The organism is Enterobacter sp. WCHEn045836 (assembly GCF_003965585.1).
GTDB lineage: Bacteria > Pseudomonadota > Gammaproteobacteria > Enterobacterales > Enterobacteriaceae > Enterobacter > Enterobacter dissolvens.
On record NZ_RXPT01000001.1, the window covers coordinates 261,733 to 278,731 of the forward strand.

The window sequence follows — 16,999 nt, forward strand, 5'->3', positions numbered from 1 at the left end:
TGCTTCCAGTTGGCTCGGCCGAAACCGAGCGTTAATCAAAATTCTGTTTTTACCAGCGTGCTTTCAGCAGGTTCGGCTGAATACCATTGATGGAATGGGTATTGCTGAACGGCTGCTTGATGCCTGCTTCGAATTCGTCGCGGAAATATTTAATCGCGCTCTGCAGCGGCTCGACGGCACCCGGTGCGTGGGCACAGAAGGTTTTACCCGGCCCTAAGAATCGACACAGTTGCTCAAGTGTCTCGATATCACCAGGCTGGCCTTCGCCGCGTTCGATAGCACGCAGGATCTTCACGCTCCACGGCAGACCGTCACGGCACGGTGTACACCAGCCGCAGGACTCACGGGCGAAGAACTCTTCCAGGTTACGCACCAGCGATACCATGCCGATCTCATGGTCGACGGCCATCGCCAGCGCCGTACCCAGACGACTGCCTGCTTTACCAATGCTTTCGAACTCCATCGGCAGGTCAAGGTGCGCTTCGGTCAGGAAGTCTGTCCCTGCCCCACCCGGCTGCCAGGCTTTGAATTTCAGGCCATCGCGCATGCCACCGGCGTAGTCTTCAAGAATTTCGCGGGCGGTAGTACCGAACGGCAGTTCCCAGACGCCTGGGTTTTTCACACGGCCGGAGAAGCCCATCAGCTTGGTACCGGCATCTTTACTTGAGGAGATGCCCTGATACCACTCCACGCCGTTGGCGAGGATCGCCGGAACGTTACACAGGGTTTCGACGTTGTTAACACAAGTCGGTTTACCCCACACGCCGGAGCTTGCCGGGAACGGTGGCTTGGAACGCGGGTTCGCACGGCGGCCTTCCAGGGAGTTAATCAGCGCGGTCTCTTCACCGCAGATATAACGCCCTGCACCGGTGTGCACGAACAGCTCGAAGTCGAAGCCGGTACCGAGAATATTTTTACCCAGCAGGCCCGCTTCGGTCGCTTCGGCAATCGCGCGACGCAGGTTTTCAGCTGCTTCGATGTACTCACCGCGCAGGAAGATGTAACCACGGTACGCTTTCAGCGCGAATGCGGAGATCAGCATGCCTTCCACCAGCAGGTGTGGCAGCTGTTCCATCAAAAGACGGTCTTTATAGGTACCCGGCTCCATTTCATCCGCGTTACACAGCAGGTAACGGATGTTCATGGATTCGTCTTTCGGCATCAGGCTCCACTTCAGACCGGTGGAAAAGCCCGCACCGCCACGCCCTTTCAGGCCCGACTCTTTCACCGCGTTAACGATGTCGTCCGGTGCCATGCCGCCCAGGGCCTTACGCGCCCCGGCATAGCCGTTTTTGCTCTGGTATTCGTCGAGCCATACCGGCTGTTTGTCATCGCGCAGACGCCAGGTCAACGGATGCGTCTCAGCAGTACGAATTACAGTTTTCATTTGTACTGCTCCAGCAGGTCAGGAATGGCTTCCGGCGTCAGATGGCTGTGAGTATCCTCATCAATCATCATGGTCGGCCCCTTGTCGCAGTTACCCAGGCAGCAGGTTGGCAGCAGAGTAAAGCGACCATCGAACGTGGTCTGGCCCGGCTTGATATTGAGTTTTTTCTCAATCGCAGCCTGAATGCCCTGATAACCGGTAATGTGGCAGACAACGCTGTCACAGTAGCGGATCACATGGCGGCCTACCGGCTGACGGAAGATCTGGCTGTAGAACGTGGCTACGCCTTCTACGTCACTGGCCGGGATACCCAGCACTTCTGCGATCGCATAGATCGCCCCATCCGGCACCCAACCACGCTGTTTCTGTACGATTTTCAGCGCTTCAATGGACGCCGCACGCGGGTCTTCGTAGTGGTGCATCTCGTGCTCAATGGCGGCACGCTCTGCTTCACTCAGCTCAAAAGCCTCGGTTTGTGGTTGTTGATTCTCGTGCATAATTAGCGGTCCACATCTGACATAACAAAATCGATACTACCCAGATACACAATCAGGTCGGAGACCAGACTGCCGCGGATGGCGGACGGGATCTGCTGCAGGTGCGCAAAGCTCGGCGTACGCACGCGGGTACGGTAGCTCATGGTGCTGCCGTCACTGGTCAGGTAGTAACTGTTAATACCCTTGGTCGCTTCGATCATCTGGAAGGATTCTTGTGCCGGCATGACCGGGCCCCAGGAAACCTGCAGGAAGTGGGTGATCAGGGTTTCGATATGTTGCAGCGTGCGCTCTTTCGGTGGCGGCGTCGTCAGCGGGTGATCCGCCTTGAACGGGCCTTCCGGCATGTTGTTGAGGCACTGCTCAAGGATGCGCAGACTCTGGCGCAGCTCTTCGACTTTCAGCATCACACGGGTATAGCAGTCGGAAACTCCGCCGCCAACCGGGACTTCAAAGTCGAAGTTCTCATAGCCAGAGTAAGGACGCGCTTTACGCACGTCGAAATCAATACCGGTCGCGCGCAGACCTGCACCTGTGGTCCCCCACTCCAGCGCTTCTTTCGCGCCGTAGGCGGCAACGCCCTGGGAACGGCCTTTCAGGATGGTGTTACGCAGCGCGGCTTTCTCGTAAGAGGCCAGACGTTTCGGCATCCAGTCGAGGAATTCACGCAGCAGGCGGTCCCAGCCACGCGGCAGATCGTGTGCTACGCCGCCGATACGGAACCAGGCCGGATGCATACGGAAACCGGTAATCGCTTCCACCAGATCGTAAATTTTCTGACGATCGGTAAAGGCGAAGAAGACCGGGGTCATCGCACCGACGTCCTGAATGAACGTGGAGATGTACAGCAGGTGGCTGTTAATACGGAACAGTTCTGACAGCATGACGCGAATCACGTTAACGCGATCCGGTACGGTGATGCCTGCCAGTTTCTCAACGGCCAGCACATAAGGCATTTCGTTTACGCAGCCGCCGAGATACTCGATACGGTCGGTATACGGAATGTAGCTGTGCCAGGACTGACGCTCGCCCATCTTCTCAGCACCACGGTGGTGGTAACCGATATCCGGAACACAGTCGACAATCTCTTCGCCATCAAGCTGAAGGATGATACGGAATGCACCGTGCGCAGACGGGTGGTTTGGACCGAGGTTGAGGAACATGAAATCCTCGTTTTCGGTCCCGCGCTTCATGCCCCAGTCTTCCGGCTTGAAGGTCAGCGCTTCCATCTCCAGATCCTGCTTGGCTTTGGTCAGCTCAAACGGATCGAATTCAGTCGCACGTGCCGGGTAGTCTTTACGCAGCGGGTGGCCGGTCCAGGTCTGCGGCATCATGATGCGCGTCAGATGCGGGTGGCCGTCGAAGGTCATGCCAAACATTTCCCAGGTTTCACGCTCATACCAGTTAGCGTTCGGGAAAAGTTTGGTGAGCGTCGGCAGATGCATGTCGTTTTCAGACAATGCCACCTTGAGCATGATATCCGTATTGCGGTCTATTGAGATCAGGTGGTAGAAAACGGAAAAATCCGCAGCAGGGAGACCCTGGCGGTGCGTACGCAGACGTTCATCCATGCCGTGTAAGTCAAACAGCATGACGTAAGGTTTTGGCAATTTCTTGAGGAAATCGACAACTTCCAGCAATTGTTCACGCTTCACCCAAACAACGGGTACCCCGGTGCGGGTCGCCTGAACAGTAAAGGCATCCGGCCCAAAACGGTTGCGCAGTTCGCCAATGACGGGGTCATCCAGATGATCCCGGGTCTGCCAGGTGGCTTCTTGCGCGGTTAAGTCGGTCATATTGTTCACCATTGCAAATGGTCCGTGGTGACTGTTAAGCCTGGCTTCGCGCTATTTGAGTAGTGATATGCGAAGGTGTTCTCCAGGCCCACAGGCGCAAATTAAATTTCGTCAGGCGTACGCAGGTTGGTGACGGCAATACGTTCACCACGTTTACGCTCGCGCTCAGACTGCATGTTCGCGCGATAGACACCCTGATCGCCAACAACCCACGACAGCGGGCGGCGTTCCTTACCGATAGATTCCTGCAGCAGCATCAGCGCCTGCATGTAAGCTTCCGGACGTGGCGGGCAACCCGGGATGTATACATCCACTGGAATAAACTTATCTACGCCCTGCACGACGGAATAAATGTCGTACATACCGCCAGAGTTTGCACATGCGCCCATGGAGATAACCCATTTTGGCTCCAGCATCTGGTCATAAAGACGCTGAATAACCGGTGCCATCTTGGTAAAGCACGTACCGGCCACCACCATCAGGTCAGCCTGACGCGGGGATGCACGCAGTACCTCTGCCCCAAAACGCGCAACGTCATGCACCGCAGTGAATGACGTCACCATTTCAACGTAGCAGCAGGAAAGGCCAAAGTTGTAAGGCCAGATGGAGTTCTTACGACCCCAGTTGACCATATCGTGCATGGCATGTTCGAGTTTGCCCATGTACACGCTTTTATTGACTTCTTGCTCCAGGGGGTCGGTTACGATCTCCTGTTTTTGCAGGGGGTAACGGTCATTCTCACCGTTAGGATCTATGCGGGTGAGCGTATAATCCATCTTATTGCCTCGCTGTTACTGCTGACGATTAGAGATACTGTTTTCCGGGTTGATGTGTTCACGACGTGAACGCGCAGGCGTCCAGTCAAGCGCGCCAATACGCACCAGATAAACCAGACCGGCCAGTAGCACTAAAATGAAAATTGCGGCCTCGACAAAGCCTACCCAACCACTTTCGCGGATGGAGGTCGACCATGCGAAAAGGTAGAGCGCTTCCACGTCAAAGATGACGAAGAACATGGCTACCAGATAGAACTTGGCAGACAGGCGTAAGCGAGCGGAACCTACTGAATCAATACCTGATTCGAAAGGGGTGTTTTTGTGCCTTGCGCGGGCGCGACCGCCCAGGAACCAGCCGCCGACTAACATCAGGCAGCACAGGCCAATGGCTACAATAAGAAAGATTGCGAATGCCCAGTGATGAGCGATGACTTCTGTGGATGTTGACATACTCATTGCTTACTCATCAAAAGTGATACCGACGACACTGCTCTTGCTGGCAGATGGGCATCACATCGATTCATGGGGAGGAACAAATAACCTTACACTAACTGTCAGAAATGAGACATAGACAGCAAAATGATGGGGTTTTTTACTCCTTTCTATAACCTTTTGTCAACTTTAACAAAGGTTTCTTCACATTAAATTACATCGAGCGATTCTCATTAACATTTGGTGCCCTTTAACCCTGGTGGCCAGCTGACTTTCCGTCAAATGCATGTTGTTGAATCGTGTCCGTTTTGGAAGTAAAAAAAATAACCCTCCTATTTTGACAGGATTTGCCAACGATTCCTCCCCCCAAATAGGAGTATTTTCTTGATCTGAGACACGCTTTTGTTAATTCAACCAAGAAAACGGCAACATCTTTCCTGTTTTATTAACATGCCGGGGGCGGGAAGGAAGTGGGAAAAGAATTTGTTCAGACTTTAACCAACCCTTGTTTATTCATTGATAAATAAGGATTCTCATTCAATCCCCCTGTTTCCCGGAGGGAATTTGTGCAAAAAAAAAGCCACTCCAGGCGAAATTCGCGCGAGTGGCATTTTTTTACACTTACATTTTGTTACCAGAATTTTGAGTTCTCGATCACTCAAAATCACCTTCAACGATCAGGGAATCATCCCCCCCTTCGTGGGTAACATGCTCAAACTGCCATGGATTATGGTAGTTTTCCATTGCCTCGAACACCACTTTCGCCAGCTCGTTATTACTGGACGTATTGTGGCACAGCAGATACTCCGTATCCGGCAGGACGGGAAGCCCATCGGATTTACCCAGCACACGCAGATCCGGGCTCATCATCTCCACCGGACGAGCGGTTACGCCCAGCCCGGCTTTCACGGCTGCCCGAACGGCAGGCAACGTGGAGGCCACATACGCCAGACGCCATGGAATGTTGGCTTCGTTGAGTGCCGACAACACCATATCGCGGAAAGGGCTCGGATCATCCAGTAATACCAGTGGAATAGGCTCACCTTGCTGGAGCACATATTCTGCCGCGCAATACCAGTGCGTAGGAGAAGTACGCAGCGTCAGGCAGTTAAATTGGCCGGGACGATGCGTGGTGACCACAAGGTCAACCTCATTCTCTTTTAACATCTCAATCATAAAAGCGTTACGCTTCACGCTAACGTCCAGCGCAAGCTTCGGATAAACCGAACTAATTCGATTGAGAAGGAACGGCAATATAGTATCCGCTGACTCATCAGATGCACCTAACGTTAGCACCCCCTGGAGGTTGCTAAACATTAATGACATACATGCTTCGTCATTAAAGCGAAGAATTTTCCTGGCATAACCCAGAAGCTGAATACCGTGTTCCGTTAAGAGCTTATTACGCCCATGACGGGCAAAAAGCTCTTTACCAACCAGTTGTTCCAGACGCTGCATTTGCTGGCTGACGGCGGACTGGGTTCGGCAAACTGCGGCAGCAGCTGCTGCAAAAGTGTTGAGGTCGGCGACCGCAACAAACGTTCTCAGCAGATCGAGGTCGAGATTCATTATCGGACGATTTGCATTTATCATATCTATTCACTTTCAGGTTGCTCGTGCGGAGCTGCCCGGGTTGAAGCTGTGTGTAACAGTTAAGCAATTCCCTCTGAAGGTTTTCCCTCGCATCCCGGCCCGGCAGACTGCCTGACAGATAGTTATTGTGCTGCCTTAATACACGTCATCATTCAAGCTGTCGAGGCAAAGGCTACGTCTGCTTCCCCCATCACTAACGTGAGTAAGCGTCAGCGGATGCTCAGACTTGCCGCCATGATCCAGCGTGAATGATTTTGTGTATTTATCAACAGTCAGAAAGCACGTTTCATGACGTTATTTTTATTCTCTTAAACGTTCAGGATATTTAGATGTTCGCAGGTTAATGTAAATTACATTAAAGGTAAGACACCTTTTCTGCCATCTATATCGCAGCGCTGTCAACGTTGCAGGTTGTGCTTCGCACACTCCAGCCAGAGATAACTCCAACAATAACAATCAATTAATTCAGAAAACCAGGCTCAGATATACAAAACACAGGTATCTTTCCTCTGCTTTCCTTAAAGACATCTTAACCCAAATCCACTTTATTTATAAGTCTTATTGCAATATTGAGGATTAAAGGGTGTTGTTAAGCTTCTAAACTAATTTTATTAAAATTAACTAAAGTTGCATTTTGTTGGTTAATAATAAATAAATTTTAATTTAGATTAAGGCCATTCATTAATAACACTTAACATTATTTTCACATGAGTAACTTTTAACCAAAGCAGACTATTCCCGTGTTTTGTCCCGAAGCATTCAGGTTTTACGAAAAGTCACTCAGGTAAACTTTTGACTGAGCGCTGGCCCTCATTTTATTTTTTACAGCATAATATACAATAAATATCAAAATTCACAGCATGATAAGCCTAATTACTCAAATCATGCATTACTTTAGACCATAAAATTTCGATGCAGGCAGCGTAATAGATTCTTCAGAAATGCATCCATTGCACAAAATCTTCTTCTGTTTACCCTTCAAAACGAAGCGAGGGGGGAGTACATTGTTCCGTGCTGACTTCCACGGCAGGGAGTGGCAATAATAGCGAAAAGGTTAAAGGTTCATGTCCCCTATCGAAAAATCCAGCAAGCTAGATAACGTCTGTTACGACATCCGTGGCCCGGTTCTCAAAGAGGCAAAACGCATGGAAGAAGAAGGCAATAAGGTTCTGAAACTCAACATTGGTAACCCTGCGCCATTTGGTTTTGAAGCGCCGGATGAAATCCTGGTTGATGTGATCCGCAACCTGCCTACTGCGCAAGGCTACTGCGATTCAAAAGGACTTTACTCCGCACGCAAAGCCATTATGCAGCACTACCAGGCTCGCGGAATGCGTGATGTTACCGTTGAGGATATTTATATCGGCAACGGCGTCTCTGAACTGATCGTGCAGGCCATGCAGGCCTTGCTGAACAGCGGTGACGAAATGCTGGTACCCGCTCCGGACTATCCGCTGTGGACGGCGGCCGTGTCACTTTCCAGCGGTAAAGCGGTGCACTATCTCTGCGATGAGTCTTCTGACTGGTTCCCGGATCTCGACGATATTCGTGCCAAAATCACCCCACGCACGCGCGGTATCGTGATCATCAACCCGAACAACCCAACGGGTGCAGTCTATTCAAAAGAGCTGCTGATGGAGATCGTGGAGATCGCCCGTCAGCACAACCTGATCATCTTTGCTGACGAAATTTACGACAAGATCCTGTATGACGCGGCGCAACACCACTCCATTGCAGCGCTGGCACCGGATCTGCTGACCGTCACCTTTAACGGCCTGTCTAAAACTTACCGTGTGGCCGGTTTCCGTCAGGGCTGGATGGTTCTGAACGGCCCGAAAAAACATGCCAGGGGTTATATTGAAGGGCTGGAGATGCTGGCCTCCATGCGTTTATGCGCCAACGTTCCGGCACAACATGCGATCCAGACGGCGCTGGGCGGCTACCAGAGCATCAGCGAGTTCATCGTGCCTGGCGGGCGCCTGTATGAACAGCGTAACCGCGCCTGGGAGCTGATCAACGATATCCCTGGCGTCTCCTGCGTGAAGCCAAATGGCGCGCTGTACATGTTCCCGAAAATCGACGCGAAGCGCTTCAATATCCACGATGACCAGAAAATGGTGCTTGATTTCCTGCTGCAGGAAAAAGTGCTGCTGGTTCAGGGCACCGCGTTCAACTGGCCATGGCCGGATCACGTCCGTATCGTGACGTTGCCGCGCGAAGATGACCTCGAAATGGCCATCAGCCGCTTCGGACGATTCCTCTCCGGATACCACCAATAACATCATCTTTCTGCCGGGTAGCGCTGCGCTTACCCGGCCTCTAACTTCCGCAAATTTGCATCTTCCCTCCCCTCCCCGCACAATGAAGTTTGTCGCAGTGAAGACAAAAGGTAACCTATGAGTCAGAGTCATTTTTTTGCCCACCTTTCCCGCCTGAAACTCATCAACCGCTGGCCTTTGATGCGCAACGTGCGCACCGAAAATGTCTCAGAACATAGTCTGCAGGTTGCGATGGTCGCGCATGCGCTTGCCGCCATTAAGAACCGCAAATTCAACGGTCAGGTCAATGCGGAACGCATTGCCTTGCTCGCGATGTATCACGATGCCTCCGAGGTGCTGACCGGCGATCTTCCTACCCCGGTTAAATACTTCAACTCGCAGATTGCGCAGGAATATAAGGCCATCGAGAAGATCGCCCAGCAGAAGCTAATCGACATGGTGCCGGATGAACTGCGCGATGTCTTTGAGCCACTGATTGACGAACATCAGTACACCGAAGAGGAAAAGTCACTGGTGAAGCAGGCGGACGCGCTCTGCGCCTACCTGAAATGTCTGGAAGAGTTGTCTGCCGGGAATAACGAGTTTTTACTGGCCAAAACGCGTCTGGAGAAGACGCTGGAATCCCGCCGCAGCGAGGAGATGGATTATTTTATGCAGGTGTTTGTGCCGAGCTTCCATTTATCGCTGGATGAGATCAGCCAGGATTCTCCGTTGTAATTTTTCGCCGGGTAGCGGCTTCGCCTTACCCGGCCTACGTTTCTGCGCTCACGCTAAAACGGGAATAACACCGGGATCAGCACCACGCATACCAGCATCACCAGTATGGTGAACGGTACGCCAATCTTCACGAAATCGCTAAAGCGATAATTCCCCGGCCCCAGTACCAGCGTGTTAACCGGCGAAGAGACCGGCGTCATAAACGCCGCAGAGGCCGCCATCGCCACCATCATTGCAAAGGGGTACGGCGACACGCCCATGGATTTCGCCATCGCCAGCGCAATCGGGGCCATCAGTACTGCCGTGGCGGTATTGGAAATGAACAGCCCGATCGTGGCGCACATGACGAACAGGCACACCATCATCATGTACGGACCGTATCCCCCACCAACGTCCATAAGCCCTTTAACCACTAAATCCACCCCGCCGGTTTTTTGCAGGGCAAGGGCGAACGGCATCATCCCGACAATCAAAATGATGCTTGGCCAGTGAATCGCTTTATAGGCACTCTCGGCATCAATACAGCGAAATTTGCCCATTAACAGACAGGCAATAATGGCCGCCACCGGATTTGGGATCTCGTCGGTAAGCATGAGCGCCACCATCAGCACCAGACAAAAAATGGCGTGAGGCGCCTGACTGTGGGCCGGAGAGGCATCGCTCTCCTCAACGGGCATGTTGAGAACGACGAAGTCGCGGCCATTCTGACCGAGCAGGCTGATCAGCTTCCAGTTACCAACGACGAGAAAAATATCGCCTAACAGGATGGGCTCATCCACCACCGCCCCTTCCATTGCCACGCCATCACGCTTCAGGCCGACGACGTTCAGGCCATAGCGGGTACGGAACCCCATTTCACGCACGGTTTTACCCAACAATTCCGATTCCGGGATCAGCGACACTTCCGCCATACCCACATCGAGCGCCTGGTCGGAGAAATATTCCCCGCGCAGCACCATCGGCTCCAGCAGTTGCTCACTGCAAAACTCACGCAGATCCACCTCCGCGGTGGACATATCGATCAGCAGAACGTCACGCGCCCGGAATTCGGAGACCCCGTTCACGTTGACGATGACACGCCGAAAGCGACGCCAGCGCTCCACGCCGATCACGTTCGCACCATAACGTTCCCGCAACTTCAGGTCATCCAGCCGCTGGCCGACCATCGGCGAGCCGGGACGAATGGCCAGACGGCGGGCGCGGCCGGCGAGACGGTACTCTTTGATCAAATCGCGAAACGTACGTCGTTTCCAGCCGTCTTTCGATTTATCCTGCTTCTCGCCTTTCAGAGCGAAGCGAGTCAGCAGCATATACACAACCCCCATCAACAAAATAACCAGCCCAAGCGGGGTGACGCTGAAGAAGCTAAAGCCCTCCAGCCCTTCACGTATCAGTTCGCTGTTGACCACCAGGTTCGGCGGCGTGGCCACCAGGGTCATCATGCCGCTGATAAGCCCGGCAAAGCTCAGGGGCATCATCAGGCGCGACGGTGACGTCTGCATTCGCATGGAGACACTCAACACCACCGGAATAAAGATGGCAACCACGCCCGTCGAACTCATAAACGCCCCCAGCCCGGCGACTGTCAGCATCAGATAGACCAGCATCTTGGTTTCGCTGTTGCCTGCTACCTTCACCAGCCATGACCCCACCAGCGTCGCCACGCCGGTTCGCACCAGGCCGTCGCCGATAATAAACAGCGCGGCAATCAAAATGACGTTGGGATCGCTAAACCCCGAAAAGGCTTCCGGCAGCGTGAGCGTACCGCTCAGCACAAACGCAACGATAACAAACAGAGCGACAGCATCCATGCGCACTTTGCCTGTAGCAAAAAGAATGATGGCAATTAAAAGTAGGCTGAGAACCCAAATCAGTTCACCGTTCACAACATGTCCTTGTCAGAAAGAGAGGAAAAATTGTGCCATAAAAAAGCCCCAGCAGCGTGGGGCTATGTCATGGGATTACATTTTTAGCGAGACGGTTACAATACCGTCTGGTGCCTTAGCAATATCAAGCGCGGTCAGCGTGTCGAGCACAAAGTCTGCCTCGTCCAGCCGGGGAGAATCGGCCGGAACGTTGACGGCAATAACGTGGCTGCCAGCGTTCAACCCGGCCAGCACGCCTGCTGCGGCATCTTCCACCACCACGCACTCCGCAGGGGGAAGGCTCAGCAGTTCTGCACCCAGTAAAAACGCATCAGGTTCCGGCTTTCCACGTTTGACGCGCTCAGCGGTAATGAACACCTCCGGCGTGGGTAAACCCGCCGCCTTATGACGGGCGTGGGCCACGGGAATGGAGCCGGAGGTGACAATGGCCCACGGTATTTGCGCTTCGTTCAGATGCTCAAGCAGTTCACGTGCACCGGGTAACGCGGTGATACCGTCCGTGTCCGTGGCTTCAATGTGTTCCAGATATTTGAACTCCGCCTGAATTTCGTCCTCAGAGCGTCCCGCCAGAAAATGCCGGAGCGAGGTTATGGCCTGTTTGCCGTGGATAAAATTCAGCACGTCCTGATGGTCGATGCCATGTCTGTCCGCCCAATGGCACCATGAACGCTCTACAACCGGTAGCGAATCCACCAGCGTACCGTCCAGATCAAACAGAAAACCTCTACACTGCACACGCACCTCCGTCAGGCATTAATGATTTGTTGAATTTCGTTGCTGCTTAAGTGGTACTGGCGCGGGCAGGCGTGCCATGCGCTCAGCATGCGCTGATACTTTTCCCACATGGGGGTCTGCGCGTTAAAGCCGTGGGTGCCCGCATCAAAGTGCGTATAGCGCCCTTCTGTATTCACCATAAAACGGACATAGCTCAGATAACGCGCTTCCGTCGCGGCATCAAAGCCTAAGAAAGTGACCCGGCGCTCGTCAATGGACTGCTGATCTTTCAGGTTGGTCCAGGACACGTGAAGCGCGTGGTACATCTCCATAATGTCGATCACGATGCGGCAGGTTTCTTCTTTCAGCTCGCCAAAATCACGATCCAGTTCGCGCATCTGCAAACCAAAACCGCGTTCGACGATGGTCTGCAGGCGGCTGTAGCGCTCAGCGTTATCGGGATCAAGCATAGTCATCATCTTGTACTGGTTAGACAAAATCAGACGTTGAGCATGGGTCATTTCCATCTTTCGACTCCTGTAGCGCATGGCACTTAAAAAAAAGACACGGTAACGGTGTGTTACTGTGCCTTCTTTTATTCGTCGTTTCGATGATCAATCACAAATCATCGAGGAATGTTTTATCAAGTTGCTTAAAAGCTCGCTTAAGCGTGTCAGCCAGCGCCTGATAATCTGGCTTGCCTTCAACCGGAGCGAGCGCCTGACCGGCTTCTTCCAGTTTCCCGCGAACATCATAAAACCAGTGTAAAATAGAAGGCGGGAGTGGCGTAACAGAACGCTTACCTAACCACCACAGCCCCTGCATCGGCAGGCTTAACGCAAAAAGCGCCGTCGCGACGGCAGGGCCGAGCTGTCCGCCCAGCGCAATTTGCCAGCACAGGGTAAAGATGGCGACAGGTGGCATAAAACGAATCGCATAGCGCGTGGCGCGGATTGTGCGATTCTCAATGAACATGGGCGCAAGGCGTTTTTCCATCGGCCACGTCTTCGCATAATGCTGTCCCCGACGAAACAGACTAAAAAAACTTACGGACGGGATCTCAGGTGTCGACATGGCATACCTCAACTTCACATATAAAAATTAAAATTTTCGTGCAAAACCACAACAAGCTATGACAACGTTCAAAATATTTTGTCATCACTACCCCGTATCGGGTATCCTGTGCCAGCCTGATAGGGCCATAGACGAGAATCGTTAACTCGTCAAATTATCGCATATTATGCCATTGTCTGAAAAATGTTCAAAATGGCATAAAATCATAGATATTTCTTCCATCCTGCCAGAATGTTCGTTTGGCATGATGTTAATCATAAATGTCTGGGTCAGCATGCGTTACGCTTTTAGACTCTTTGACGTTTTTTTAGCCACGTATCAATAATAGGTACTTCCATGTCGAGTAAGTTAGTACTGGTTCTGAACTGCGGTAGCTCCTCACTGAAATTCGCCATCATCGATGCGCTCAATGGTGACGAGTACCTCTCTGGTTTGGCCGAATGTTTCCATCTGCCTGAAGCACGTATCAAGTGGAAGATGGACGGCAGCAAACAAGAAGCGGCTTTAGGTGCAGGCGCCGCTCACAGTGAAGCGCTGAACTTTATCGTTAACACTATTCTGGCACAAAAACCAGAACTGTCTGCTCAGTTGACTGCGATTGGTCACCGTATCGTCCATGGTGGCGAGAAATACACCAGCTCCGTCGTGATCGACGACTCTGTTATCCAGGGCATCAAAGACTCAGCCTCTTTTGCTCCGCTGCACAACCCGGCGCACCTGATCGGTATCGCTGAAGCACTGAAATCCTTCCCGAATCTGAAAGATAAAAACGTGGCCGTGTTCGACACCGCGTTCCATCAGACCATGCCGGAAGAGTCTTACCTCTATGCCCTGCCGTACAGCCTTTACAAAGAGCACGGTGTTCGTCGCTACGGCGCACACGGCACCAGCCACTTCTATGTGACTCAGGAAGCGGCAAAAGTGCTGAACAAACCGGTTGAAGAAGTGAACATCATCACCTGCCACCTGGGCAACGGTGGTTCTGTTTCTGCTATCCGCAACGGTAAATGTGTTGATACCTCCATGGGTCTGACCCCGCTGGAAGGTCTGGTGATGGGTACCCGTTCCGGTGACATCGACCCGGCGATCATCTTCCACCTGCACGACACCCTGGGCATGAGCGTTGACCAGATCAACAAAATGCTGACCAAAGAGTCTGGCCTGCTGGGTCTGACAGAAGTCACCAGCGACTGCCGTTACGTTGAAGACAACTACGCAGAGAAAGAAGACGCTAAACGTGCAATGGACGTTTACTGCCACCGTCTGGCGAAATACATCGGCTCTTACACTGCGCTGATGGATGGCCGTCTGGACGCGGTTGTCTTCACCGGTGGTATCGGTGAGAACGCGGCAATGGTTCGCGAACTGTCCCTGGGCAAACTGGGCGTTCTGGGCTTCGAAGTTGATCACGAGCGTAACCTGGCTGCCCGCTTCGGCAAGTCTGGCTTCATCAACAAAGAAGGCACCCGCCCTGCTCTCGTTATCCCAACAAACGAAGAGCTGGTCATCGCGCAAGACGCGCACCGTCTGACTGCCTGATTCCACACCGCCAGCTCTGCTGGCGGTGCTGTTTTGTCACCCGCCACAATCAGGCGGTAACGAAAGAGGATAAACCGTGTCCCGTACTATTATGCTGATCCCTACCGGAACCAGCGTCGGCCTGACCAGCGTCAGCCTTGGCGTGATCCGTGCTATGGAACGCAAAGGCGTTCGTCTGAGCGTCTTTAAGCCAATCGCCCAGCCACGTGCCGGTGGCGATGCGCCAGACCAGACCACCACCATTGTTCGTAAGAACTCCAATCTGCCAGCGGCTGAACCGCTGAAGATGAACCACGTTGAATCTCTGCTCTCCAGCAACCAGAAAGACGTGCTGATGGAAGAGATCATCGCCAACTACCACGCCAATACAAAAGACGCGGAAGTGGTGCTGGTTGAAGGCCTGGTTCCGACCCGCAAACACCAGTTTGCCCAGTCGCTGAACTTCGAAATTGCAAAAACCCTGAACGCCGAGATCGTCTTTGTGATGTCTCAGGGCACAGATACCCCAGAGCAGCTGAAAGAGCGTATCGAACTGACCCGCAGCAGCTTCGGTGGTACCAAAAACACCAACATCACGGGCGTAATCGTCAACAAACTGAATGCGCCTGTGGATGAGCAGGGCCGTACGCGTCCTGACCTGTCCGAGATCTTCGACGACTCTTCCAAAGCGAAAGTCATTAAAGTTGACCCGGCTAAACTGCAGGAATCCAGCCCGCTGCCGGTTCTGGGCGCGGTGCCGTGGAGCTTCGATCTGATTGCCACCCGTGCCATCGATATGGCGCGTCACCTGAACGCCACCGTGATCAACGAAGGCGACATCAATACCCGCCGCGTGAAATCCGTGACCTTCTGCGCCCGCAGCATTCCACACATGCTGGAACACTTCCGTGCAGGTTCCCTGCTGGTGACCTCCGCAGACCGTCCAGACGTGCTGGTTGCTGCCTGCCTGGCCGCGATGAATGGCGTTGAAATCGGCGCTATCCTGCTGACCGGTGCTTACGAGATGGATCCACGCGTCAGCAAGCTGTGCGAACGCGCGTTCGCGACTGGCCTGCCGGTATTCATGGTCAACACCAACACCTGGCAGACCTCCCTGAGCCTGCAGAGCTTCAACCTGGAAGTGCCGGTTGATGACCACGAGCGTATCGAGAAGGTTCAGGAATACGTTGCAAGCTACATCAACGCTGACTGGATCGAATCCCTGACCGCAACCTCCGAGCGCAGCCGTCGTCTGTCTCCTCCGGCCTTCCGTTACCAGCTGACCGAGCTGGCGCGTAAAGCGGGCAAACGTGTTGTTCTGCCAGAAGGCGATGAACCACGTACCGTGAAAGCGGCTGCCATCTGTGCAGAGCGCGGCATCGCAACCTGTGTGCTGCTGGGTAACCCGGATGAGATCAACCGTGTTGCGGCGTCTCAGGGCGTTGAGCTGGGCGCTGGCATCGAAATCGTTGATCCAGACGTGGTTCGCGAAAGTTATGTTGCTCGTCTGGTTGAACTGCGTAAGAGCAAGGGCATGACCGAAGCCGTTGCGCGTGAGCAGCTGGAAGACAACGTGGTACTGGGTACGCTGATGCTGGAACAGGACGAAGTTGACGGTCTGGTGTCCGGTGCGGTTCACACTACCGCGAATACCATCCGTCCACCGCTGCAGCTGATCAAAACGGCTCCAGGCAGCTCTCTGGTTTCCTCCGTGTTCTTCATGCTGCTGCCTGAACAGGTTTACGTTTACGGCGACTGTGCGATCAACCCGGATCCAACTGCAGAGCAGCTGGCTGAGATCGCGATTCAGTCTGCGGACTCCGCGATTGCCTTCGGTATCGAACCGCGCGTCGCGATGCTCTCCTACTCCACCGGCACCTCTGGTGCAGGTAGCGATGTAGAGAAAGTGCGTGAAGCGACCCGTATTGCACAGGAAAAACGTCCTGATCTGATGATCGACGGCCCGCTGCAGTACGATGCCGCCGTAATGGCTGATGTTGCGAAATCCAAAGCGCCTAACTCTCCGGTTGCGGGTCGCGCTACCGTGTTCATCTTCCCGGATCTGAACACCGGTAACACCACCTACAAAGCGGTACAGCGTTCTGCCGACCTGATCTCCATCGGGCCAATGCTGCAGGGTATGCGCAAACCTGTGAACGACCTGTCCCGTGGCGCGCTGGTAGACGATATCGTCTACACCATCGCATTGACCGCGATCCAGTCTTCACAGCAGCAATAAATAAGGTCTTGCCGGATGGCGCTTCGCTTATCCGGCCTACAGGACCGTAGGCCCGGTAAGCGCTAGCGCCACCGGGCAACAAAAAGGCGACCAC

Annotated in this window: 14 protein-coding genes; 4 read left to right on the forward strand and 10 right to left on the reverse strand. The window is 53.4% G+C overall.

From position 1 onward, the window contains the following. Positions 1–49: 49 nt before the first annotated feature. From nuoF to lrhA, 6 genes are all read right to left on the reverse strand, one after another. Positions 50–1,387, reverse strand: a complete 1,338-nt coding sequence (gene nuoF / locus EKN38_RS01155) for an NADH-quinone oxidoreductase subunit NuoF (protein WP_003861487.1) — start codon at positions 1,385–1,387, stop codon at positions 50–52. Continuing rightward, complete coding sequence (gene nuoE, locus EKN38_RS01160; RefSeq protein WP_003861486.1) at positions 1,384–1,884, reverse strand: NADH-quinone oxidoreductase subunit NuoE; 501 nt, start codon at positions 1,882–1,884, stop codon at positions 1,384–1,386. The genes nuoF and nuoE overlap by 4 nt, the downstream gene beginning before the upstream one ends. A 2-nt stretch (positions 1,885–1,886) precedes the next feature. Further along, positions 1,887–3,689 carry an NADH-quinone oxidoreductase subunit C/D gene (nuoC, locus tag EKN38_RS01165; protein WP_014832760.1) on the reverse strand — a complete coding sequence of 601 codons (1,803 nt, stop codon included), beginning with the start codon at positions 3,687–3,689 and terminating at the stop codon, positions 1,887–1,889. An 89-nt stretch (positions 3,690–3,778) separates the two neighbouring features. Continuing rightward, a complete protein-coding gene (nuoB, locus tag EKN38_RS01170; RefSeq protein ID WP_003861482.1) occupies positions 3,779–4,453 on the reverse strand; it encodes an NADH-quinone oxidoreductase subunit NuoB in 675 nt (224 codons plus the stop codon). A 15-nt stretch (positions 4,454–4,468) separates the two neighbouring features. Next, entirely contained in the window at positions 4,469–4,909 is a 441-nt protein-coding gene (gene nuoA, locus EKN38_RS01175) for an NADH-quinone oxidoreductase subunit NuoA (protein ID WP_014171000.1), read from the reverse strand. A 630-nt stretch (positions 4,910–5,539) separates the two neighbouring features. Continuing rightward, positions 5,540–6,478, reverse strand: coding sequence for a transcriptional regulator LrhA (gene lrhA, locus EKN38_RS01180; protein ID WP_014832761.1), 939 nt, complete (start codon positions 6,476–6,478; stop codon positions 5,540–5,542). Between the two features lie 1,064 nt (positions 6,479–7,542). Between lrhA and alaA the strand changes: the two genes are divergently transcribed. After that, positions 7,543–8,757, forward strand: coding sequence for an alanine transaminase AlaA (gene alaA / locus EKN38_RS01185; protein WP_126521591.1), 1,215 nt, complete (start codon positions 7,543–7,545; stop codon positions 8,755–8,757). A 117-nt stretch (positions 8,758–8,874) separates the two neighbouring features. After that, complete coding sequence (yfbR, locus tag EKN38_RS01190; RefSeq protein WP_014832763.1) at positions 8,875–9,474, forward strand: 5'-deoxynucleotidase; 600 nt, start codon at positions 8,875–8,877, stop codon at positions 9,472–9,474. Positions 9,475–9,527: 53 nt separating this feature from the next. On the opposite strand, the gene EKN38_RS01195 is transcribed toward yfbR, so the two are convergent. From EKN38_RS01195 to yfbV, 4 genes are all read right to left on the reverse strand, one after another. Continuing rightward, positions 9,528–11,360, reverse strand: a complete 1,833-nt coding sequence (locus EKN38_RS01195; protein WP_014832764.1) for an SLC13 family permease — start codon at positions 11,358–11,360, stop codon at positions 9,528–9,530. 75 nt (positions 11,361–11,435) lie between these two features. After that, positions 11,436–12,095 carry a sugar phosphatase gene (locus EKN38_RS01200; protein ID WP_014832765.1) on the reverse strand — a complete coding sequence of 220 codons (660 nt, stop codon included), beginning with the start codon at positions 12,093–12,095 and terminating at the stop codon, positions 11,436–11,438. Between the two features lie 11 nt (positions 12,096–12,106). Beyond that, positions 12,107–12,601, reverse strand: a complete 495-nt coding sequence (locus tag EKN38_RS01205) for a YfbU family protein (protein WP_014832766.1) — start codon at positions 12,599–12,601, stop codon at positions 12,107–12,109. 91 nt (positions 12,602–12,692) lie between these two features. Beyond that, the gene (gene yfbV, locus EKN38_RS01210; protein WP_014832767.1) at positions 12,693–13,148 is read right to left on the reverse strand and encodes a terminus macrodomain insulation protein YfbV; all 456 of its coding nucleotides are present in this window, start codon (positions 13,146–13,148) and stop codon (positions 12,693–12,695) included. A 336-nt stretch (positions 13,149–13,484) separates the two neighbouring features. Between yfbV and ackA the strand changes: the two genes are divergently transcribed. Both ackA and pta read left to right on the forward strand, forming a co-directional pair. Beyond that, positions 13,485–14,687 carry an acetate kinase gene (ackA, locus tag EKN38_RS01215; RefSeq protein WP_013098115.1) on the forward strand — a complete coding sequence of 401 codons (1,203 nt, stop codon included), beginning with the start codon at positions 13,485–13,487 and terminating at the stop codon, positions 14,685–14,687. Between the two features lie 76 nt (positions 14,688–14,763). Beyond that, positions 14,764–16,905 carry a phosphate acetyltransferase gene (gene pta, locus EKN38_RS01220; protein WP_014832768.1) on the forward strand — a complete coding sequence of 714 codons (2,142 nt, stop codon included), beginning with the start codon at positions 14,764–14,766 and terminating at the stop codon, positions 16,903–16,905. The last annotated feature ends 94 nt before the right edge of the window (positions 16,906–16,999 follow it).

Bases quoted from the DNA above. Each gene is read 5' to 3' on its own strand.
- nuoF (WP_003861487.1), bottom strand. From the start codon at position 1,387: ATGAAAACTGTAATTCGTACTGCTGAGACGCATCCGTTGACCTGGCGT.
- nuoE (WP_003861486.1), bottom strand. From the start codon at position 1,884: ATGCACGAGAATCAACAACCACAAACCGAGGCTTTTGAGCTGAGTGAA.
- nuoC (WP_014832760.1), bottom strand. From the start codon at position 3,689: ATGGTGAACAATATGACCGACTTAACCGCGCAAGAAGCCACCTGGCAG.
- nuoB (WP_003861482.1), bottom strand. From the start codon at position 4,453: ATGGATTATACGCTCACCCGCATAGATCCTAACGGTGAGAATGACCGT.
- nuoA (WP_014171000.1), bottom strand. From the start codon at position 4,909: ATGAGTATGTCAACATCCACAGAAGTCATCGCTCATCACTGGGCATTC.
- lrhA (WP_014832761.1), bottom strand. From the start codon at position 6,478: ATGATAAATGCAAATCGTCCGATAATGAATCTCGACCTCGATCTGCTG.
- alaA (WP_126521591.1), top strand. From the start codon at position 7,543: ATGTCCCCTATCGAAAAATCCAGCAAGCTAGATAACGTCTGTTACGAC.
- yfbR (WP_014832763.1), top strand. From the start codon at position 8,875: ATGAGTCAGAGTCATTTTTTTGCCCACCTTTCCCGCCTGAAACTCATC.
- EKN38_RS01205 (WP_014832766.1), bottom strand. From the start codon at position 12,601: ATGGAAATGACCCATGCTCAACGTCTGATTTTGTCTAACCAGTACAAG.
- yfbV (WP_014832767.1), bottom strand. From the start codon at position 13,148: ATGTCGACACCTGAGATCCCGTCCGTAAGTTTTTTTAGTCTGTTTCGT.
- ackA (WP_013098115.1), top strand. From the start codon at position 13,485: ATGTCGAGTAAGTTAGTACTGGTTCTGAACTGCGGTAGCTCCTCACTG.